The organism is Sulfitobacter sp. DSM 110093 (assembly GCF_022788715.1).
Taxonomy (GTDB): Bacteria; Pseudomonadota; Alphaproteobacteria; order Rhodobacterales; family Rhodobacteraceae; genus Sulfitobacter.
The window spans coordinates 283,126-304,788 of the sequence record NZ_CP085168.1; the positions used below are offsets into that span (position 1 = coordinate 283,126).

The 21,663-nt window shown below is 55.4% G+C and carries 18 protein-coding genes and 2 pseudogenes; 11 read left to right on the top strand and 9 right to left on the bottom strand.

Features of this window, described 5'->3' with window-relative positions; all coding sequences use genetic code 11:
* The first annotated feature begins 45 nt into the window (after nt 1-45).
* The 6 genes from DSM110093_RS18030 to DSM110093_RS18055 all read left to right on the top strand — a co-directional run bounded on the left by DSM110093_RS18030 (nt 46) and on the right by DSM110093_RS18055 (nt 5,809).
* A complete protein-coding gene (locus DSM110093_RS18030; protein WP_243264639.1) occupies nt 46-1,071 on the top strand; it encodes an IS110 family transposase in 1,026 nt (341 codons plus the stop codon).
* A gap of 253 nt (nt 1,072-1,324) precedes the next feature.
* Nucleotides 1,325-2,500, top strand: coding sequence for a phospholipid carrier-dependent glycosyltransferase (locus DSM110093_RS18035; RefSeq protein ID WP_243267821.1), 1,176 nt, complete (start codon nt 1,325-1,327; stop codon nt 2,498-2,500).
* Nucleotides 2,497-3,492, top strand: a complete 996-nt coding sequence (locus tag DSM110093_RS18040; protein WP_243267822.1) for a glycosyltransferase family 2 protein — start codon at nt 2,497-2,499, stop codon at nt 3,490-3,492. The genes DSM110093_RS18035 and DSM110093_RS18040 overlap by 4 nt, the downstream gene beginning before the upstream one ends.
* Entirely contained in the window at nt 3,492-3,890 is a 399-nt protein-coding gene (locus tag DSM110093_RS18045; protein WP_243267823.1) for a GtrA family protein, read from the top strand. The genes DSM110093_RS18040 and DSM110093_RS18045 overlap by 1 nt, the downstream gene beginning before the upstream one ends.
* A 251-nt stretch (nt 3,891-4,141) precedes the next feature.
* The gene (locus DSM110093_RS18050) at nt 4,142-5,170 is read left to right on the top strand and encodes a metallophosphoesterase (RefSeq protein WP_243267824.1); all 1,029 of its coding nucleotides are present in this window, start codon (nt 4,142-4,144) and stop codon (nt 5,168-5,170) included.
* A gap of 39 nt (nt 5,171-5,209) precedes the next feature.
* Nucleotides 5,210-5,809 (top strand): DedA family protein, encoded by a 600-nt coding sequence (locus tag DSM110093_RS18055; RefSeq protein ID WP_243267825.1) that lies wholly within the window; start codon nt 5,210-5,212, stop codon nt 5,807-5,809.
* Nucleotides 5,810-6,120: 311 nt separating this feature from the next.
* Here DSM110093_RS18055 and DSM110093_RS18060 read toward each other — a convergent pair whose 3' ends face one another.
* Complete coding sequence (locus DSM110093_RS18060; RefSeq protein ID WP_243267826.1) at nt 6,121-6,747, bottom strand: TetR/AcrR family transcriptional regulator; 627 nt, start codon at nt 6,745-6,747, stop codon at nt 6,121-6,123.
* Between the two features lie 52 nt (nt 6,748-6,799).
* On the opposite strand from DSM110093_RS18060, the gene DSM110093_RS18065 reads away from it, so the two are divergent.
* Nucleotides 6,800-7,150, top strand: a complete 351-nt coding sequence (locus DSM110093_RS18065) for a hypothetical protein (protein ID WP_243267827.1) — start codon at nt 6,800-6,802, stop codon at nt 7,148-7,150.
* A 684-nt stretch (nt 7,151-7,834) separates the two neighbouring features.
* Here DSM110093_RS18065 and DSM110093_RS18070 read toward each other — a convergent pair.
* On the bottom strand, nt 7,835-8,704 hold the full coding sequence (locus tag DSM110093_RS18070; RefSeq protein ID WP_243267828.1) for a LysR family transcriptional regulator: 870 nt from the start codon (nt 8,702-8,704) through the stop codon (nt 7,835-7,837).
* Between the two features lie 111 nt (nt 8,705-8,815).
* On the opposite strand from DSM110093_RS18070, the gene DSM110093_RS18075 reads away from it, so the two are divergent.
* Both DSM110093_RS18075 and DSM110093_RS18080 read left to right on the top strand, forming a co-directional pair.
* A complete protein-coding gene (locus tag DSM110093_RS18075) occupies nt 8,816-9,997 on the top strand; it encodes an MFS transporter (RefSeq protein WP_243267829.1) in 1,182 nt (393 codons plus the stop codon).
* A gap of 63 nt (nt 9,998-10,060) precedes the next feature.
* Nucleotides 10,061-10,255: a hypothetical protein gene (locus DSM110093_RS18080; protein WP_243267830.1), complete on the top strand. Its 195-nt coding sequence runs from the start codon at nt 10,061-10,063 to the stop codon at nt 10,253-10,255.
* 271 nt (nt 10,256-10,526) lie between these two features.
* Here DSM110093_RS18080 and DSM110093_RS18085 read toward each other — a convergent pair.
* Nucleotides 10,527-11,687: pseudogene (locus DSM110093_RS18085) on the bottom strand (IS30 family transposase).
* A 362-nt stretch (nt 11,688-12,049) separates the two neighbouring features.
* Between DSM110093_RS18085 and DSM110093_RS18090 the strand changes: the two are divergent.
* Nucleotides 12,050-12,601 (top strand): YceI family protein, encoded by a 552-nt coding sequence (locus DSM110093_RS18090; RefSeq protein WP_243268003.1) that lies wholly within the window; start codon nt 12,050-12,052, stop codon nt 12,599-12,601.
* A gap of 74 nt (nt 12,602-12,675) precedes the next feature.
* Here the strand turns inward: DSM110093_RS18090 and DSM110093_RS18095 are convergent, their stop codons facing one another.
* On the bottom strand, nt 12,676-13,857 hold the full coding sequence (locus tag DSM110093_RS18095) for a cytochrome b/b6 domain-containing protein (RefSeq protein ID WP_243267831.1): 1,182 nt from the start codon (nt 13,855-13,857) through the stop codon (nt 12,676-12,678).
* Nucleotides 13,858-14,099: 242 nt separating this feature from the next.
* Nucleotides 14,100-15,698: an ATP-binding protein gene (locus DSM110093_RS18100; RefSeq protein WP_243267832.1), complete on the bottom strand. Its 1,599-nt coding sequence runs from the start codon at nt 15,696-15,698 to the stop codon at nt 14,100-14,102.
* 180 nt (nt 15,699-15,878) lie between these two features.
* Between DSM110093_RS18100 and DSM110093_RS18105 the strand changes: the two are divergent.
* Nucleotides 15,879-16,452, top strand: a pseudogene (locus tag DSM110093_RS18105) (tyrosine-type recombinase/integrase).
* Between the two features lie 370 nt (nt 16,453-16,822).
* On the opposite strand, the gene DSM110093_RS18110 reads toward DSM110093_RS18105, so the two are convergent.
* From DSM110093_RS18110 to DSM110093_RS18125, 4 genes are read right to left on the bottom strand one after another with little or no spacing between them, the layout of a single operon-like run.
* The gene (locus DSM110093_RS18110; protein WP_243267833.1) at nt 16,823-17,956 is read right to left on the bottom strand and encodes an alpha-hydroxy acid oxidase; all 1,134 of its coding nucleotides are present in this window, start codon (nt 17,954-17,956) and stop codon (nt 16,823-16,825) included.
* 12 nt (nt 17,957-17,968) lie between these two features.
* On the bottom strand, nt 17,969-19,495 hold the full coding sequence (locus DSM110093_RS18115) for a sulfatase-like hydrolase/transferase (protein WP_243267834.1): 1,527 nt from the start codon (nt 19,493-19,495) through the stop codon (nt 17,969-17,971).
* 25 nt (nt 19,496-19,520) lie between these two features.
* A complete protein-coding gene (locus DSM110093_RS18120) occupies nt 19,521-21,098 on the bottom strand; it encodes a tripartite tricarboxylate transporter permease (protein ID WP_347568646.1) in 1,578 nt (525 codons plus the stop codon).
* The gene (locus DSM110093_RS18125; RefSeq protein WP_243267835.1) at nt 21,098-21,658 is read right to left on the bottom strand and encodes a hypothetical protein; all 561 of its coding nucleotides are present in this window, start codon (nt 21,656-21,658) and stop codon (nt 21,098-21,100) included. Before DSM110093_RS18125 ends, DSM110093_RS18120 begins: the two co-directional genes overlap by 1 nt.
* Nucleotides 21,659-21,663 lie beyond the last annotated feature (5 nt).

Sequence of the window (21,663 nt, forward strand, 5' to 3'; positions counted from 1 at the left end):
TGCCATAATGGTGATGTTGAAAGCACCAAATTGGAGGAAGCATCCATGAATGAAGTTACAATGATCGGCGTCGACTTGGCAAAGTCCGTTTTCCAGGCACACGGCGCGACGGCTACTGGTGAGCCAATGTTCCGCAAGAAACTAACTCGGGGTCAGTTCCTGAAGTTCTTGGGCGAACAGCCCTCTTGCGTGGTCGCAATGGAGGCATGTGCGTCATCGCACTACTGGGGTCGCGAGATCATGAAGTTGGGCCATGACGTCCGCTTGATCCCACCTATCTATGTGAAGCCATTCGTTAAGCGCCAGAAGAATGACGCAAACGACGCCGAGGCCATTGCGGAAGCGGCAGTCAGGCCCACAATGCGATTTGTTCCTGTCAAATCGGCTGAACAACAATCCCGTTCGATGGTCTTCAAGACACGGGATTTGTTTGTTCGGCAACGTAACTCCATCATCAATGCGCTGCGTGGTCATTTGATGGAATACGGGATCATCGCCCCTCCCGGTCGGAACTTTGTAAAGAAGTTAGCTGAACAGATTGATAGCCCGGATTGTGACCTGCCTTCAATTGTTATTGAACTCAGCCATATACACTTGGATCAGCTAAGTATCATTACTGACAAAATAGTTGCGATAGAGCGGCGCCTGAAAGAAGAATCGAAATCCGACCCAGAAACGATCCGATTGCAAACTGCGCCGGGGGTCGGACCTGTGAGTGCAATGGCGATCAAGGCATTCTCCCCGCCGCTAGAAGGCTTCAAACGCGGTCGGGATTTTGCGGCATGGCTGGGTCTGGTCCCGGTTCAGAAATCAACAGGTGGGCGGCAAGTGTTGGGGCGAACATCAAAGATGGGGCAACGCGACATCCGACGACTGCTGATCATCGGCGCCATGACCCGGATCAGATGGGCGATCAAAAATGGACCACCTAAAGGGTCGTGGCTTGAGCAAATGTTAGAACGCAAACCACGTATGTTGGTCGCAATCGCGTTGGCTAACAAAACAGCCCGAACCATTTGGGCAATGATGACGAAGCATGAAGATTATCGAGATCCGATCGCGACGGCGTAAGCCTGCAACGCTCGGTATGATGTGAGAAGGACATTGAGACAGTAAGGACAAATGATCGACCAGATCGAGGTTAGGAAAACCAGGCACTCCCAGAGAGCTCCGCGCTCGTGTCATTGATATGGACCCAACCTTCGCATCGCCATACCGGCCCGCGGCATGTGAAACGTCGCAAATTGAGGCCTGACACATGACCGTACCCGATCACATGTTTAAACCGTCAAATTATCTCTTGCATCAAAGCGGGCATCCACACATGGGAGTGCTAAGCCTTCTTTTCACCTGGGTGCGCCAGCATCGAGGCGCAGATCAGGCTCTCCTCGTCACCACGGTGCTCGCCTCATCCTTTATGTTTTTCGGCGCGTCGGCCTTTGTGATGACGGACATGGTCATGGTGCTCGGCACTACCTTGAGCATGATCGGCTTCTACAACTATATGATAGACGGCCCCTCTCGCATTGCATGGGGGCGGTGGTTCTTTGTCGGCATTGCTATCGGCCTTATGGCGAAGGGACCAGTCGCGCTTGTGATCACAATGTTCGCACTTGGGCCTTGGCTCGCTGTGACGGGGCACTGGCGGGATTTACACGGGTTTCCCTGGCTATCCGGGCTGTTGATCGCCGCGACGCTGACCCTTCCGTGGTATATTCTGGCCGAGATCAAGTCTCCGGGTTTCCTGCATTACTTTCTCCTCGGAGAGCACTTCCAACGCTTTGTCGTGCCGGGCTGGCAGGGAGATCTCTACGGGTCCGGCCATGAGCAGCCCAAAGGCATGATTTGGTTCTATGCTTCCGCAACGTTTCTTCCGTGGAGCTTGTTTGGCTTGACCCTGTTTCCCAGAGCAGTGTCTTGCATCTCCGAGATGACAGGCAATGATCAGGGCTGGCATAGCTATCTTGCTCTTTGGGTCGTCGCGCCGCTGATCCTCTTCACACCCGCCGCAAACATTTTGCCGGCCTATGCTTTGCCCGGGCTTCCCGCCGCAGCGGTTCTCTTGGTCTCGCTTTGGGCACAGGTTAGGGGCCAGCCGGGGTGGTGGACGCGGAGTGCGATCGTCGTGGCCATCGGCTTCGTGGGGGTTGCATTTCTGACCTTGACCATTCTGGTGCGATACCAGCCCGGAACGGTCACCGGCCGGTCCGAGCGCGCATTAGTAACTGCGGCGCAAAGTTACGACCCTGATGTGCAGATTACCTATTGGGGCGGTCGCAGCTTTTCAGCCGAGTTCTATACGCGGGGCCAAGTCCAGTTCACAGAACGAACCGCAACATTCGATGGCTTCCCAGACAATGGCTTGCGCGACGCGGTGGCCATCCCGGCATCTATCGCCTCGAAACTGGCCCCTCTTCTGGCCCCACGGTTCGACCCTGCCGGGCGGTTTGGGTATCGCATTTTGTTCGTCGAAGCTCTGGATCGGGAGGTATCACGATGAACCGTCGCCCCGGAAGCTATGTTAAGCCTCAGCTCGTTTCTTCTCCACAACCTATTCCCGATCTTTCGTTTGTGATCCCCGCCTACAATGAGGCAGGCAATATCACTAGAACGGTGGCCCAGGTGGATGCGCATGCCCGGAGACTGGTGAGTAGCTTTGAGATCATCATCGTGGACGATGGCAGCCTCGATGCCACCTTTGAAGAAAGTCGAGCGCTCTGCACCCAATATCCGCTTCGTGTGCTGCGGCTGTCGCGGAATTTCGGCAAGGAGCATGCGATCATGGCCGGTCTGGAGAGCACAGTGGGTGCGGCGGTGGTCATCCTTGATGCCGATCTTCAGGAACCCCTTTTTCATCTCGAAACCATGCTGAAGCATCGCGCCGAGGGGTATGAGATGGTCTATGCTGTCCGCGCGCAACGCCGCGACGAAACATGGCGCAAACGGGCTTTCACCCGAGCGTTCTATGCCCTGCTGAATATCGGCGGCGACACCGCAATACCGGCCAACGCCCGCGACTTCAGGCTCATGGATCGACGGGTTGTCGGTGCGCTCTGTGCCTTGCCTGAGCGCAATCGATTTATGAAGGGGCTGTATGGCTGGGTTGGCTTTCGCACAAAGGCTGTGGCGATAGAGTTGGAGCCGCGGGCGTCCGGGGCCTCTAAATTCGGCTTTGCTGGCTTGTTTAGGTTAGGTTTGACTGGTCTCACGTCCTTCACTGCTTGGCCACTGCGGGTCTGGACAGGGGTTGGTATGACCATTGCTGCCTGTTCAATCCTCTACGCCCTCGGGATTGCCGTCCGCACCCTCATCTTCGGCATCGACGTGCCGGGTTGGTCGACCCTTGTGGTGGCCGTCATGTTGCTGGGAGGCGTGCAGCTTATCTCCATCGGTGTATTGGGCGAATACCTCTCGCGGGTCTTCACCGAAGTCAAAGGCCGTCCCGGCTTTATCGTTGCCGAAGATTTTTCTGCTGATCCGGAACATCTATGATGTGGCGCCAATTATTGCGTTTCGGGATGGTCGGCCTGTTTTCGACCTTCGTTCATATGGTGATTGGCTTTCTACTGATCCAATCAAACTGGCAGCCAGTGATGGCGAACCTGATCGCCTTCACAATTGCTTTTCTGATTAGCTTCATCGGCCATCTCGGCTTTTCTTTTGCAGACCAAGACGTCAGCCTATCAAACACGCTTTGGAAATTCGCGCTTGTCGCCCTGATCGGCTTTGCCGGCAACGAAGTGCTGCTGATTGTTTTGCTATCTGTCGGTGATCGGACTGAAATCATGAGCCTGTGGACCTCAACCGGGTGCATTGCATTTTTCACTTTTGCGCTCAGCAAATTTTGGGCGTTTCGGGGTCCCGCGCAGCTGCGCCGACCCCCGCGCTAACGTCCGTCGGTGCGGTCGCAATGGCCGGAATGGCTTTGGCTGAAATGGGTTATGCGAAAGAGGTGACAATGCTCATTGATGCCCAGGCTGACATTCCAAATCGCTCTCCGTTGCCATTAAACGGTTGGTTGTCCGAAGTTCAGCCCTGCATGCCCGCATCTATGGCCCGATCAATACCTTACCAATTGGTAATATTGCGGCAATGGTCCGATCAGTCGGCAAACTCTACTGCTTCGTTTAAGGAGAACCCGATGAAAAAAACCGCCTTTCGAACCCTATTGGCAACAACAGTGGCCCTTATTCTTGTTGCCGGGACCGAAGGGCAGGTATTCTCCGTCGCGGCTTCTGGCATACGGTCATTGGCGAGCCCTTTGCAATCAGACATGTTCGACACAAACCGGGTCCACAAACTGGATGTGACGCTGCCGTTCTCTGTTTTGGCGGCAGGTGACATCGCCTCCTGCGCAAACGGGGGCTACTTGGGTAGAACCGACAGAAACCTGCGCTATGCGGTTGGTCTTCCCCGGGCAGAGGCCACACCGAACGAGGGCATGATAGACACCACCAGTATCTTGGAACAACACCCCGAAACGGCAGTGCTTGCCTTGGGGGACCTGGTTTATAAACGCGGAGAAGCCGTGGGCTTTGAAGATTGCTACGACCCCTATTGGGGCGCTGCTTGGGAGCGCACATGGCCGACCCCTGGAAACCACGAATACCACTCCCCTCTTGCATATGCATACTATGACTACTGGCAAGATCGCGCAGGACCAGACCGAAGCGGCTATTACGCCCTGCAAGCCGGGAACTGGTTGATCCTGTCACTCAACAGCGAGATCGATGCGTCCGAAGGGTCTGCACAGGTGAAATGGGCAAAAGAAGTGCTCGCAGCGCATCCCGACAGCTGCACTGCCGCATATTTTCATAAACCCGCCTATTCGAGCGTGGTGCGCAGCGGATCGAACGATGCACGGGCGCTGTTCCGGCTTGTCGCTGACGCGGGTGTCCGCTTCGTCTTGCATGGTCATAATCACTTCTACGAACGCACCGCGCCGCTGGATGCCGAGGGAAAGCCAACAGAGGGCGGCACGATCGCCTTCGTGGTAGGGGCCGGCGGCAAGTCGACACAGGGCAATATTGAGCCTGCGGCCTTCTCTGAGCGGCTGATTGCCGGGACAACAGGCGTGCTGAAGCTGACCTTCACAGATGAGTCGGCCATCTGGACCTACCTCACCGCCCCCGGATCGGAGGAAACTGACAGCGGCTTGATCCCGTGCTGAAAAAGGCAATCCTGCCCAACCTACCGCATAGGCCCGAGCATGTCTGACTTTATCACCTCGCTGCTGGCTTCAACGGGGAGCCTCGGCGTCGCCGCCCTGATGTTGTTTGAGAACGTCATCCCGCCGATCCCTTCGGAAGTCATCATGCCCTTCGCCGGCTATCTCGCGGCGAGCGGTGACCTCTCCTTTGTAATTGTAGTGATCGCCGGCACGATCGGTTCAGTTGCAGGAGCCCTCCTGTGGTATTGGATCGGCTCAGTGGTATCTGAAGCACGGTTGCGCAGGCTCATCGCGCGGCACGGCAGGTGGCTGACCATCTCAGAGCAAGACCTTGACCGCTCCCTTGCGTGGTTTCGGCGCAGTGGTGGCAAAGCGGTGGTTCTGGGCCGGATGGTGCAGGGTGTCCGAACGCTGATATCTGTCCCAGCCGGTATGACGGGGAAGCCGCTGCTGCCATTTCTTCTCTACACAGGGTTGGGCAGCCTCCTCTGGACGGCCGCCCTCACCATTTCAGGCTATCTACTGGAGGCGCAGTTTGCCAAAGTCGAGATGTGGGTCAATCCGGCGGCAAATGTTCTGCTCCTGGGCCTTCTCGCTTTTTATGTCTGGCGGTTGCTTCGCCCACAGGCACAAAGATGACGCCGGTGGAGCGGCGCAGTTCAGACAGTCTCAACCATCGGCCTTTGCAGTGACCGTTCTTGCTAAAGATGCCATAGGCGCTCTCCAACTGGCAACGGCTCCGGCGATCTTCCAAGTGTGATATAAAGCTGCCATTCGAATATCATGCAGCGAAAGTCCGGTTTCCGCCCTTCGTGTCGAAGGCCGCGAAACAGTCCAAACCGGCCGTTCGCCCAAGTTGCCGCGAATGGCGGGAACGAGCCCATTTTACCAGATGCTGCGAAATTTGAGAATGGCCGCTTTGAAGCAGACGAAGATGCGAGCAGTCTAATTTACGTCCCTGAAGACACCACGGCCATCATGGCGTCATACAGCAACTCTCTTAATGCTTCATTGTGATCTGTTGATACAGCATCGGCATCCACAGAAACTCGACCAACGAACATTCCTGAGACGATGCTGAGCAAGATTCCGGCCTTTTGATCAGCTTTGTCGCCACCGATCAAAGATGCAAGTTGCTCGACCATCGGGTTGCCGAGCTTGCTGCGGATTACATCTTGCGCTTCTTCGGAGCCGGAAGACTTAATTGCGACGACCATCGGATCAAAGTTACCCGTTGGATTAACTTTGCCCAAAGCGATGTCCGCCAAGGCCGCAACCATTTCATTCGGCGGCAGGCCGTCAAGCGGAGTGAGATCAATACACTCTTCCATTACAGCTTCGAGTAAGCCAAGCTTCGAGCCAAAGTAACGATTGATGAGCGCAGCATTGCACCCAGCCTCCGACGCGATATTTCGCGTGCTTGCCGCGTCATACCCCATCCGCTGAAATTCTGTTCGCGCTGCATCAAGCAAAGTGTCTTTGGTTGCGCCGGGATTACGCTTCCTCGCGTCCGGCTTGGTCGACTGTACTATTTTCGCTCTCAAGTAATCACCTGTTGACTTTATTTCACGCATCATTGTAATCACTTGATTACAGTGAAAACGCGCTTATTCCAAGAGAACCTACAAGATGACTGATGACATCCAAATTATCGATCACAGCGATCGTGTAGAGAACCTGTTTGCCCCGTACCATGACATCATTGGCAAAGACTACGCAGCATATCGGGGTCACGTGTATCGTGTTATCACCTTTGCCATGCATTTTTTGAATGGTGACGAAGAGGCAAGACCTCTGGTCGAAACTGCATTGGTTTACCATGATATTGGTCTCTGGACGGAGAACAATCTTGCTTATCTCGAGCCATCAGAAGAACATGCTTTGGCTGACAACGAGAAGTATGGCTGGGGACTTGATCCTCAGTTGCTGAGGGACGCGATTCACTGGCACCATATCGCGGACCAAATCAGCGCATCGTAGAAGCTGTTCGCAAGGCTGATTGGATCGATGCAACCGAAGGAAGAATTCGAAAAGGTTTGAGCAAGGCTCAGGTTAGGGCGGTGCAAGATGCGATCCCGAATTACGATTTCGGTGAGGTACTCCAAAGGCTGGCGGGTGATCTTGGCGGAAACAAGCTGAGTGGAAACCTCCGGGTCCTGCGTCACGTGTTTAAGTGGTAGCTGAAAGCAGTTATTGGCGCAGCCGCAGCGAAATGGTGCTTTGTCCACCCAGCAGACCACCGCACTCGTTGCAGCTAACAACGGCTTTGAGCCGATTGTGTTGAAAAACTCTCCTACAGCGCGCTGAAGCCAAACTCAGCAGAAAAATTCTAAACTATGGGAATTTCGGCGGCACCTCGGGGCGCAAGTAGCGTGTCGGAGAACAGCTTCCCAGTTTTTAGAAATTTGCAGTTGCAGCAAATAGTTTTTCAACACAATTAGCCCTCTTTACCGAATGCCGTCCCGCAGCATTTTGCAAGTGCAGAAAATACAGCCTGTTGCTCACGGCCCTTACCGGCCGTTCGTTTGGTGCCGCGCCGCTACAGTGCAGCTACCAAGAAGCGGACATCCAAAAATATGTCGATATAACACTGACTAAAAGTAACCTTTCGATGCCACGCTTGGCACGGAGGCGTTATGCATGCTGAAAGGGTCCTTGCATAAGTTAGCCTCCACCAATGTTCACCAACCAATCCAGAAAAACACCCAACCGGCGCAGCCCCGAGACGCGGGTAAGGTAAAGCGCTGAGATATTCAGTGGGTCCGCTGAAAGCTCGCACGGAAACAGCTCAACCAATCGGCCCGCATCAATGTCATCTGCGATCATGAACTCGGAAAAACGCGCGATGCCCAGACCGCCTAATACCATCTGGCGCACGGCCTCTCCATTGCCTGCGGTCACCGCGGGCGGTACCGTCACAGGAGTGGATAGGCCGACAAAGCGCAATGTGTTGATGTGATCCGGTGCCGCGAAGCGCACTTGCTCCAGATTTGCGAGGTCGGTTGGTGTTTTTGGCCAGCCTTTGCGATCAAGGTATTCCGGCGCAGCCACTAATTTCCAAGCTGTGCGCCCCATGGGGCGATGCAACATGTCGCTGTCGGGTAGCTGGCCCAGTCGAATGGCAACGTCCGCGTGACTGCCGATCAGGTCCACCAGCGTATCTGTCATGTCGATCGACAGCTGGATGTCCGGATACTTCGCATGAAACTCGGCCAGCCGCGGGGCGAGGACGTGCAGGACGTAAGGCACAGGCGCATTCACACGCAGTGGTCCGGCGGGGGCCTGTCCGCTGGTTGCGATTTCCTGCAGGGTTTCACTCCGATCCAGAATCTCGCGTGCCTCGGCCAGAACTGCAGCGCCTTCGGGGGTGATCTCGATGGATCGCGTGGTGCGGCGCAGGAGTGTGACCTTCAGCTGCTCTTCCAGCCGCGTCACTGACCGGCTGAGTGTTGAGGCCGATACCCCCCTGCGCCGCGCGGATTCAGCAAAGCCCCCATCATCGACGATCCCGATGAAAGCTGCCAAATCCATCATGCGCAACAATTCGTGCGATTTTTGCAATGATCCATTCCAAACTTGCCTGTTCTCGCAACAGATAGCGACTGGCATATGTGGCGTCGACATCAAATTTATTGGAGAAAACCGATGCCCCTTGCCCTTTGGGCGCTAACCATCAGCGCTTTCGCCGTCGGAACGACCGAGTTCGTTATCGTCGGCTTGCTTCCCACCATCGCCGCCGATCTTGGAGTTTCCATCCCCTCCGCTGGCCTGTTGGTTAGCCTCTATGCGCTTGGCGTGACCATCGGCGCGCCTGTGCTGACCGCCATGGCAGACCGAGTGCCGCGCAAGACGCTGTTGCTGCTCTTGCTGGCGTTATTCACGCTCGGCAATGCTTATGCCGCCTTTGCGCCGGATTACGGCAGCCTTGTCGCTGCGCGCTTTATCACCGGTCTCGCCCACGGTGTGTTCTTTGCAATTGCTTCGACCATCGCGACCGATCTGGTAGAGCCTGAGAAGGAAAGCTCGGCCATTGCGCTGGTCTTCCTTGGCCTGACAGTCGCGCTGGTGACGGGCGTGCCCTTGGGGACCTTAATCGGCCAGAACTTCGGCTGGCAGTCGACCTTCCTTGGCGTCGTCGCGCTTGGCGTGATCGGATTCATCGCTTCTGCCATCTTGGTGCCCGCCAATCTGACCAAAGCTGCCTCGGCAGGAATCAACGCGCAGTTGCAGGTTCTAACCTCACCCCGCCTTCTGCTGGTCTATCTAATCACGGCTGTCGGTTATGGCGGCAACTTCATCGCCTTCACTTTCCTCGCGCCCATGCTGAACGAAGTCACGGGTCTGTCCGCAGGCGCGGTTAGCCTTGTGCTGCTGCTCTATGGTGCATCTGTCGCCGTAGGGAACATCGCCGGCGGTAAACTGGCTGACCGTATTGGTGCAGTGCCGTCCCTGACGGTGATCTTTGCTGGTCTTGCGATATCACTGGTCGCTCTCGGCGCACTCCTCAACAGCCCGATTGCAGCCATCGCGGTTGCGGCCTTCTGGGGCGGTTTTGCCTTCGCCAACGTGCCACCGCTGCAGTCTTACGTCGTGCAAATCGCACGCGAAGTCTCACCCGGCGCAGTTGACGTGGCCTCTGGCCTGAACATCGGAGCGTTTAACCTGGGCATTGCCGGTGGCGCATGGGCCGGTGGACTTGTGGTGGAAGGCATCGGCCTTGCCGCTGCCCCCTACATCGCCGCTGGTGTGGTGGGTGTCGGGATCGTTCTGGTGCGCCTGTCTGGTCGCTGGAACACAACAGCACCCCAATCTGCTGCTGCTGAATAACCTCATTAGCCCCGCCGTATCTAACGTGCGGCGGGGCAGACCAATGAACAGGAGGTTCGTATCATGTCTGCCCTCAATCTGATTTACAAATACCGCATGACTTTTGGCATTGAATTGCCACTGGACCGCGACTGGTCTGAAGCCGGGCAACGCCGTGCCCGTATCGAGGGGCGCCCCTTTGGTGTGCCGGACATCTCGAACCCCTCCAAGCATTCGTCACGGCGACCGACGAAAACGTGCTCAGGGCCGCTGAGTTAACGAACCCCAGTTGGACAGTGCTTTGGCAATCATCAGATCAAAATGCGCACCGCCACCGTTTTTGAAAACGGTGATGAAGTCCGGTATTCTCCGGCCGGCCGCGCACTGTGTCAAATCGTAGAGATCGCCCCGCACATCGGACTGGCTTATGATGCCCTCTCTCAGAGTCATCCAGCATGCCGAAATGCTGCGTGATCGATCAACGTCCGCTTCGGGGAAGCTGCATCGCAGCAACCTAATCTACGGCAAATGTCCGCTAAGGGTGGCGGGCTCAACTGATCGACGCAACACACTGTGCGAACTTCTCCGCTGGCGTCTGGTATTGCAAGGTCTTGCGAGGCCGTTCGTTCAGCTGTCTGGCGATTGCACTGTGTTTTGCTTGAGAATGGACAGTTAGATCTGTTCCGCGCGGCAAATATTGCCTCAAAAGCCGGTTGGTGTTTTCATTTGATCCTCGCTGCCAAGGGGATTGTGGGTCGCAAAAGTAGATCTCGACATCGGTTGCCTTGGTCAGGCGTTGATGATCAGCCAGCTCTTTGCCGCGATCCCATGTCAGGGATTTGTAGAGTTCGCGTGGCAACCTTTGAGCCGACTTGATTAGTCCTGAGACGACGCTTTCGGTGTCCTTATTCGCAACTTTTACCAGCATGACATATCTGGAATGCCGCTCCACGAGGGTCGCGATATAGCTGTTTTTTGAACCTCCGATCAGGTCGCCCTCCCAGTGCCCCGGCACCGCTCTGTCGTCCACGGATGCCGGCCTTTGGCTGATAGATATTGCATCCTTGATCTGGCCAAGGCCGTTGCGCTTGAGGCTCGCATGCTTGGATCGGCGGATTGTTCGTTTGGCGCGCAGGTGCTCAAGTAGCTCCTTCTTCAGGGCACCACGCGCTTGTATATAAAGGCTTCGATAGATCGTCTCGTGTGACACCTGTTTCTGCGCCTCTCCCGGGAACGCACGCTTGAGCCAGCCGGCAATCTGCTCAGGTGACCACTTTCGCCGCAGCTTAGCGGATACTGCGCGGCTCAATGCGGGGTGACAAGCCAGCTTACACATCTTGGGACGCAAGGCGCGGTCCCACGCTGCTTGGTCTGAAGCAGCGGCACGATAGCCGGCAGACCCACCGTTGCGCCGGACCTCGCGGCAGATGGTCGAAGGCGCACGCCCCAATTGCCCCGCAATCGCGCGTAAAGAGTGCTTGATGCTGAGCCCTCGTGAAATCTCTTCGCGCTCAGAAAGGCTCAGAGCGTGGCTGCCGCGTCTGCGATCTGGCGGTCTGATGCCCCCCGTCGGTGAAATCACGGAAAAGACCGAGGATGATTGCCGGTCAAACACCCGCCCGATCGAGCTCATCGACTCCCCACGCTGCCAACGGTCTCAAATCTCAGCTCGCTGCTCTGCCGAGTAATAAATCCTGCGCCGATACTTCATGCTGAACACTCCAACTTTTCCTAAAGGTTAAAGTGTTGCATCCACCTGTTGAGCCCACCGCCGAAAGCGATGCTTTTCTACGGCATTGGTGGGGCGGTTCAATTTCAGCATGTTTCTGAGCGCGACGACAAAGAGATGGCCACAAATTCCCGATTGCCCTTGTGGCAAAGCGAGCCGCCCTATGCGTTTTTTCGCCACTCTAATCACAAATGGTCAGACGCCCGCTGTTCAAATTTGCACAAAGTGTGTTTGAGAGTAGGGAGTTGCGCATTTTTGCAGCGGAGTTAGATGGATCTGACATGACGAACGCATCTCAAACGGAGAAATGGATTCAGATGAAATACTTCCTTCTTACGACGGCAATGGGCGCAACGCTCGCGACCGCGGCACAGGCCGAAACGGTGACCTATGTTCTCGATCCGTCTCATAGCCAGATCGTGTTCAGCTATAACCACTTGGGTTTCTCAACCACGACAGGCATGTTCTCCGGGTTCGATGGAAGCATCGAACTGGACCAGGATGACCCGGCGGCATCGAGCGTCTCTGTGTCCTTTCCCGCCAAGAGCCTCATCACCGGCTGGCCCGCCCGCGAAGAGCATTTCCTGTCCAAGGATTTCTTCGGCGCCGAAGCGAACCCCTTGGTGACATTCACCTCGACGTCGATCGAAGTGACCGACGAAAAGACCGGCAAGATCACCGGCGATTTGACCATGAACGGCATTACGAAGTCTGTCGTCTTGGACACCACACTGAACCAGTTGGGAGATCATCCGATGGAAAATCGCCCCTGGGCCGGTTTTGACGCGACAACCAAGCTGCTGCGCTCGGATTTCGACATGGGCCAGTTCGCCCCGTTTGTCGGGGATGAGGTTGCGATCGATATCTCGATCGAAGCAATGGTGCCCGCAGAATAATCGAAGCCCCACCCCCAACCAAAAGGGTCGCGCAACCACTCGCGCGGCCCTTTTCCGTCTCGATAGCGCAGGGCCTACCCCGCCCTATTTGCCACCAGATCAATCCGGACCTCTACGGAGAACCCGACAGAGCTTTCGTCCGGATAGGCTGTCCCCATGCCGAAATCACGACGGTCCAGAGCCGTGCCACCTGAAACCTTGGCCGTGCCCTCTGTCACCTCGAGATCGAAGTCAAGCGTAACGGGAACACTCTGCTCGACCAATGTCAGGAAGCCCGATGCGCGGTGTCTCGGTCCGTCGATTTGCACAATGTCGCCCTGAAACACGGCGGTATCATAGGCGGCGACATCGAAGAACTCGGGGCCTTTCGCCTGGTCCGTGACGGGTCCCAGCAATAGAGAGGTCGTGTCGAGCACTGTCTTTACGGTGCCCTTCCCAGTTTTTTCATCATACTCGATGTCGGCCTGCCAATTCGCAATGCTGCCGGTTACCTCAGCTCCCATTTGCGTAATCGTGATCGCCAGATTGCCGTCCTGCACGACCCACCCCTCGGTCTGTTGAGCAGGCAATTGTGACGCGGAGTCCTCGTTATGAGTAGGGGCAAACACGATCAGGGCGCCGCCGATTGCAAAGGTCCATATCCCTATTGTGGCGAGAAAGGAGGCCCCCTTGCCGGGGTGGGCAGCCGCATTGCCGGCAGCCCGTCCGTTCCACATCCGTGCCAAGGTGCCGTCGCGGTCAATCAGCGCGTGTTTGACTGCACCGCCAATATGCGCCGCGACCATGGCCGCCAATAAGATCCCTGCAATCCAGTGGATATTGGCCGCCGCACCGGCGAGGCGCTCCGATTTCGGAACGAACGGCAGGCTTTGGGGGAAGGGCCACCAGATTGCCGCAAAGCCCGCTTCGGCCGAATGGATAACCCAGCCGGAAAGCGGAAGCACGAAGATTGCGGCGTAGAGCACCCCATGCGCCGTGTCGGCGGCGAAGGTTTCAAGGCGCCGTTCGGGATGGAGAGGCACGGGACGTGGTTGCGAGATTGCCCAGATCACCCGTAACACAGCCAGAGCCAAGACCGTAACGCCGATCGTCTTATGAGTCGAATACAACAGCTGAAGGAAAGCCACGGTATCGCCACTGCGCGTCGTGAACTTTCCGATCAATCCAAGCGCTATGTCTGCCAGCACCAGGAGCGCGATGCTCCAATGGAAAAAGCGGGCGACGCGCCCGTAGCTGGCGGTTGTGTTTGATATCATCGGACCCTCGCATGTCTTGGCTGGGTCTCCGATATCAAGACTTCGCCGCCAGCACATTCCGTTGTTTTCACACAACCTCTGTGCGCAGATAGGGAAGGCACGGTTTAGCGAGGCGCAACTGGGAGGGCAGGTGTCCGCATGCGCACGTCTTTCGGCACAATTATCCGTGCAACGTATGGGTGCTTGCGGGACCGCACCCCCACCGGGTCAGTTCTCAATGACATTCAACAGAGTAATTACTCTTAAAGGTACTTGGGATGCCCTTCTTCTTTTCCAATAGGCTCCGAAACAGGGAAATCTACGGTGAAGGTCGTCCCCTCTCCTTCGGCAGTCTCAAATGTGATCTCCCCAAGATGCTGGTCAACGATTGCTTTCACAATGCCCATTCCCAGCCCATAGCCCTCATTGACCCGATAAGTGTCCCCGCGCGCAAAGGGCTTGAAAAGGGTCTTCTGAATACTGTGCGGCAATCCTGCCCCCTCGTCCTTTACATAGAAGCCGTGTCCCGTACTGGTGAGACCCAACTCTACCGTCCCGCCCTTTGCTGATGCTTTGATAGCATTTGTCGCAAGGTTAGATATCAGCCGTTCCACCCTGCTTGCGTGCAATCGCAAAGGTTGGTTAGGCGCATCTGAAAGCTTCAATTTGAGACCTATACCATGGTTTTCTGCATAAGAGGTAAGTGTCTCGATCGCCTGAGAGAGCAAAGGAGCAAGGGGGACTACAGCGAAGCCTGACGGTTCCCCCGCACGAAGCTGTTCAACGTCGAGTATGTCGGCAACCATCTCGTCGATACGCCGCGCATTGCGCAACGCGAGACGTAACAGTTTGGTTTTCGCTTCGTCCAGCTCCGGCTTGTGTGCATCCAGTACTTCTAATGCACCGCAGAGCGCAGACAGGGGATTTTTTATGTCATGGCTAACAGTAGCTATCAGCTGGTCTTTGGCATGCTCAAAAGCACGCTGTTCAGAAATATCTCGGACAACTGCCAAAAAGCCAAGAGTCTCACCCCAGTCAGTTTCCACTTTGGCGCTCGAAACAAGACCATCAAATGTGGAACCATCAGACCTTCGACAGGAAATCTCAAACTCACCTCGCTTGCTTGAGGCCCGGGGGTTAAACTTTTCCTCGCCCGCGCGCTCATAACTATCAAGCGTTCCGTAAAGCACTGCTGTTTGTCGCCCCAGAATTTGGTGGGGCGCATAGCCAAATAGCGTCTCCACAGCTGGGTTGACCATCGCGACACTGCGGTTGAGATCGGCTAAAACGATTGCTTCGGGCACCGCATCAATCATAGCACTGAGCAACCCACGTTGTCCGCGAAGTTCCCGCCGCTCGGCGTGCAGCTTCAGTTCATTGCCCAACCAGCGCGCCAAAAAGGCGACAAACTCGAACTCTTTCTGCCTGAACGGTGCTTGACGCGGGGCGCGATCAGAAAAATTCAACGTGCCAAAGAATTCATTTTCACACCGCAAAGGGGCGCCTATGTAGCTTTCCAGCCCAAAATTTTGATAACAAGGGTGGGAAGATATTTCCTGCTTCCCCGCATGATGGAATGCTGTAACTTCATCATTGTTTAATGTGTAAAGGCAGTAGGTACCGTTTACATTAAAGGTGGTCCCAGAGGCCGGAGCCCATTCAGGGCCATGGACAAAAAGACACTCGTAGATTGGATGCTCTATCCGGCTAACAATTCCAAGCTCGAGACCAAGGGCATCCGTACCTAAGGCAAGCAATTGTGCAACCTTATCCTCGAATGTAAGGTCTGGCTCTATTGCGAGCATATAGAGTTGGCGAAGCGGATCATCAAAATTTGCAGGAGCATTTGGGAAATGGTTCATTTGGAGTTTTTCCTCTGCGCCTGTTCTAATGACGAACCGTTTAAGTACTATCATCCTGCGTCCCACCTGATGTAAAGCAGGCCCTCAAGGTAAGCGGCCTCATTGACGTAAGGTCAAAGAAAAGTGCTTGCTATGATGTGGCTTCCCAAATCGAGGGATTCAAAGGGGTAATCTCTCGTTATTGCGGCAACCTCAAGTATCAGGGTTAGGCTTGAGCTTGCCGAGAACCACCGCGATCTCGCGCTGTTCAATTTGGCCATCGACAGCAAATTGCGCGGCTGCGACTTGGTCAAAATGAAAGTGGTCGATGTCATGGCATCCGGTCAGATCAAAGCGAGGGCGTCAGTATTGCAAAGTAACCCAGAAATCCGTGCGCTTCGAGATTTCCGAAGGGACCAGAGCTTCGCTCACTAAGTGGATGGAAGATCCGCTAATGGTCGGGTCCGAGTATCTCCGGCCTGGCCGCTTCCACGAGCGTTTGCACATCTCATTCCGCCAATTTGCTCGGATTGTTCGGGACTGGGTTTCCTCGATTGGTTTGGAAGTAACCGCATATGGAACCCATTCAATGCGGCGAACGAAAGTCACCCAAATATACAAGAAAACTGGAAACTTGCGGGCGGTACAGCTGCTGTTGGGTCATACCAAGATGGACAGCACGGTGCGCTATCTCGGCGTAGAAACGCATCAGATGCGTGTCGTGAAGAAGCGTCTGCTGCGGTTTTTGTCAGAGCAGATTGAACTCGCCGGTTAGTTAGATTACAATTCAATTTCTCCAATTGTGGTTTGGACATCTACTTCGTGCCAGGAACGATAAAATCTCTGCGGAGCCATGGCTTTTACAGACGCTTTAGGACCATTTTTGCTTGGTTCGTTCTCTCCCGGGCCATTTAGCCGGCCAATAGAATCACAAATACTTTAGTCAGCCTTCAGATGTCCGCAAGTTTTTCGACGGCATGTTAAGGACGCGTACTGGCGTATTCCCCACCGCCTTGACTGCAGCTTGCGGCCCGCAAGCCGCGGGCATCAATTGATCAGGTAATCTCCATCATCATAGGGATCGGGGCGGGGATTCATTGGTCCGCGCGTGACCTGTGATCCCCATGCTGCAAAGCAACCGCGCGTCAGTCCGTCCAATAAACGTCTTTTGGACTGATGTCATCTAATTGGGTTTTTCCAGCCAGTCCCATCGTCGTTCGCAGTTCCTTGTCCAGAATTGACAGTAAGATTTCGACGCCCTCTTGGCCCATCGCGCCCAGTGCATAAACCATGGCCCGCCCCAGCAAGACGCCTGATGCCCCCATCGCACGGGCGCGGAAGATATCCATCCCGCTGCGCACCCCAGAGTCGAGCAACAACTCCACCCTATCGCTCACAGCATCCGCGATCCTGGGTAGCCAAGAAATCGAGCTTCCCGCCCCATCCAACTGGCGGCCACCGTGATTTGAAACCACGATGGTTTCTATCCCCATATCCGCTGCTATCCGGGCATCCTCAACATCCAGAATCCCTTTGAGGATCACCGGTCCGTCCCACTCCCGTCGGATCCATTCGACATCGTCCCAATCTAACGCCGGATCCACCATTTCTGCGGCCCAAGTGAGCAAGCTGGCAAGATCATCTACTCCCTTCGCATGCCCAACCACATTGCCAAAGCTGACCGCCGGACCTGTCGCAAACTCATAGGCCCAACGAGGCTTCGTGGCGATATTGACAAGGTTCTTAAGGTTAGGGCGGATCGATAGTTTGTTTTTCAGATCCCGGTGGCGCTGACCCAACATCGACAGGTCCATGGTTATAACCAAACGCGAGCAGCCCGCAGCTTTGGCGCGGTGTATCATCTCACGTACGAAATCCCGATCTTTGACTACGTAAAGCTGAAACCAGAACGGCGCACTGGTGGCCTCGGCAACCTCTTCTACAGATGCAATCGACATAGTAGAAAGAATAAAGGGCACGCCGAATTTCTGCGCTGCCTTCGCAACCTTGATCTCGCCACCAATGTTTTGAATCCCCAGCATTCCAACAGGGGCAAAGGCGAGCGGTAGGTTTACGCTTTCTCCGGCCATCTCAGTCAGGGTTGTGATATTGCGGATATCGACCCCAACACGCTGACGAATGTTAAGACGCTGAAAGTCGCTTTCATTCTGGCGGAAGGTGCTTTCAGTGTACGATCCACTCTCTGCGTAATCGTAAAACATCCGCGGCACCCGAGAGCGGTAGACCTGGCGAAAGTCCTCAACGCAAGTGATTGTCATTTTTAGCCCCCCTTAGGCCATGCCGACCGGCACGCGGTCGGGCTGGATATCATCAGGACGGGACATCAATATATCGGTCAACTCTTGCTGCAATTCTGCATGCTCGGGGAGATCAAAGAGATTATCCATCTCCTGTGGATCATCTTGAAGATTATACATCTCGCCGGCACCAGACTTCAAATCCATCGTTAGCTTTGCGGTCTTACTCCGCACTGTGCGCAGGCTCAGGCCAACTCCCACACGGCCGGGCAAGAGTTCCCATTCTGAAAAAGCAGCGGCGCGGGTACCCTCGCCTGAGATGACGTCGCGCATTGACTCGCCATGTATCTTCATCAGGCTATCCGCACCGGCCCAATCCATAAAGGTTGCGCCAAGGTCCAGCGTAGAGAGCGGTTCCTCACTGACCTTACCCGCCGGCACATCCGGCCCTTTCACGATAGCCTTAACGTTCAAGAGCCCCTCAAAAGGCATCGGGCCTTTCAAGACCAGTCCATGGTCGCCCAGCCAATCACCGTGATCGGCCGTGTAAACGATATAGGTATCTTCAGCGAGACCCTGCGCGTCGAGTTCGATCAGGATGCGCCCCACCGAGTGATCAATCAGAGCCAACTGGCCATAAGTATTGGCGATTACCTCACGCAGATGTTCATCGGTCAATTCAGCAAGCCGTGAATACTTGGAGCGGATTTCAGCATGTTCGGCAGGAATTTCACTTTCGACCGCGGCAGCGTGCCACCATGGACGGCCCTCGAAATTGCGGGTGCGGTGTTCGGGCAAATCGACGTCTTCTGGCCGATGCAACGACGCCCAAGGCTCTGGGCAATCGAAAGGATGATGTGGATCTGGGAAAGAAACCCATAGGCAAAAAGGCTTTTCGTGGTTCTGTTTAAGGTAATCGATCGCACGGTCTGCGATCCACGTCGAATTGTGCCATGCCACCGGAAGCTTCGAAGACCATGTCTGTGGCGCGCCCTTGTGATCTCGCGCGCTGGCCCAAAGCAGTTTATTCTTCCACTCTCCCCTTCCATCTCCGTAGTACCATTCTTCATAGGCCAACCCGCCGGGCGGTTTCTCAGGTAGCCACCAATTATGGCCGATATGGACAAGTTCGGCATGGTCAAAGCCCATATAGGGCCCTTTCCAGCCTTCTGGCACTTGCCGAGAGCCTGGGATCGATTCAACTGTCTCGCTGTCACCAAAGACATGGTAGGTCGCAAAATGTGCCTTGCCGATCACCGCCGTATGGTACCCTGATGCCGAAAGCGATGCGGCAAAGCCTTTCTCCCCGATCTCGGGATCAAGATCGATCCCGTTGTCGTGTACGCCATGGGTGCGCGGTAAAAGACCCGTCAGAATTGAGGCACGCGCGGGCTGGCAGACAACACAGGGGGTGACCACAGTTTCAAGGCTCGTGCCCTCACTTGCCAACAGGTCCAGATGCGGCGTCTGCACATTGCGGCCACGGAAACCATAGCAATCGCCACGCTGCTGGTCGGATGTGATGAACAGAATGTTCGGGCGCTTCGTTTCTTTGGTCATGCGGGTCTCCAACAGTTTGAATGGATTACTTTGGGGGGGTGCTACGAAGGTACCCGGCGCTCAGAACGATGGCGGCGGAGAGTGCAAGAAACACCACCGAGGTGGGGGTGCTGAACAAGAACCACGGGTCGCTCCCTGAGGCTTGAAAAGCATTGCGGATTGCCGTTTCCAATGGACCAGCCAAAATGTAAGCAATTACAAAAGGTAGAATTGGAACACCGGATAGCCGCATGAGATAGCCGAGGAGCCCGAAGCCCAGGAGGATGTAAACATCGCTCATGGCGCTGCCTTCGATGTAGACAGAGGTAATGGTCAACAGCAGTACAATCGGCAACAGGATCTGCTTTGGCACCCGGATCAAACCGCCCAGCAAGCGCATGAACCAAGCGCCTGTGGTCCAGTTTAACAAATTGGCAACAACCATAAGAGTGAACAATGCAAAGGCGACGACCAGTTCAGTGTTCACCTCGTCCGGGGTGAAGCGGAAGACTGCGGGTCCGGGATTAAAACCACCGATGGTATCTGCTGCAAGAATTATAAAAACGGCCGCGACGTTTCCAGGGATCCCAAGGCTTAGTGCCGGGATTAAGTTGGCACCGGATACCGCGGAATTTGCAGCTTCAGTGGCGGCGATACCCTCGGGCGCGCCTTGACCGAAAGGCACTTCGCCTCGGTACATCTTAATTCCAGCAGTATAACCCATGGCTGCTGCGAGCGTAGTGCCGATACCAGGCAGAGCGCCCACGACTGTACCGATGGTCATCGATACGCCGATGAACGGCAGAAGCTTGCGGCGTTCCTCAAAGCTAAGGCTGCTTTCCCCAGGGTCAGGTTGCACAACCGTCTTTTGGAGCGCGCGCTTTGAAAGCCACATTTCCTGCAAGCTTACAAATATTTCGCCGACCACAAGAATACCGATAACAACAGCAATGGTAGGGAGCCCGCCAGCCAGCACATCGCTGCCGAGCGACAGTCGTGGATAGGTATCTGTGCCTGTCGCGATGGCTGCGACGAATAACCCAAAGCAGGCAGCCAGCAGACCTTTCCAAGTATCTTTGCCGACGACAACGGCGACGAACGAAAGCGACAGGATCATCAACGCGGCTTTTTCGGGAAGGCCCAAGAACGCTTCGATGCTTATAGCGAGGAAAGGCGCACAGACGAATAGAACGATATCGGAGAATGTGTCACCACTTACCGAGGCAAAATGCGCAACTCTCAACGCTTTGCCGCCCTGCCCCTTCATGGCCATCGGATGCCCATCAAGGGTGGTCATGAACGCATCCGGCGTTCCGGGCGTATTGAATAGGATCGCAGGGACTGCACCACCGACGGTGGCCCCCTTCATGACCCCGACAAGAAATCCAAGAACAGGGAGCAGAGCGTCGGGGGTAAAGCCGAAGATTGATATCAGGATCGGTAGGGCCAGCGCCATGACGAAAGGCCCCGACAGACCCGGCGTAGCCCCGATCAAGACGCCCATGAAAAAACCTAAGGCCACGAGGATCACCGGCCAGGACAGGACAAGGGGCCCAAGCATTAGCGCAGGATTGGCCGTAAACGCCTCAACAATACCTGCAAAAATATAGTCAAACACACCCATCAAAAATCACCGTTGGGAGGCAGCAACAGGTTGTCGAAGGGCAGATCGTAGAGCAGCGCGATTACAAGGGTCGCAACAAAGGCCAACAGGCCAAGACGCCAAGTGGCCTGCGGTGCGCATAGAGCCATAAGTGCGAAGGTCATCACGGTGCCCCCCAGCAAAAATCCCAAATACTTCCACGGCGCCGTTGCGAGCAGTAGGCGGTACGAAGTCTCTCCGCCGGTGAAAGCCCAAGCTATTAGTGGTCCGGCTACCATCATAAGCCCCAGCCCCACGGCAAGAACGAGCGTCAGCCAGATCAGAAAACGTGGCTTAATCTCGCCCACATCTTCCCCGGTCCGCGAGAGCAAAGCGCGCAGACCGATGACGGTGGCAGCGACAGCCATCCCTATCGCCGAAAATGCCGGCAGCATTGCATCACCGATCCGGACATTCCGTCGCCAGACGTCAATTACCGTCGTATCGATATCCTGTGGAATCCAGAATACGAGTGCCAGAAGGGCAAACCCTATCCCCACAACAGCGATCGCGAGATCGCGCAGGTATCCAGTGTGGTTCATAAATT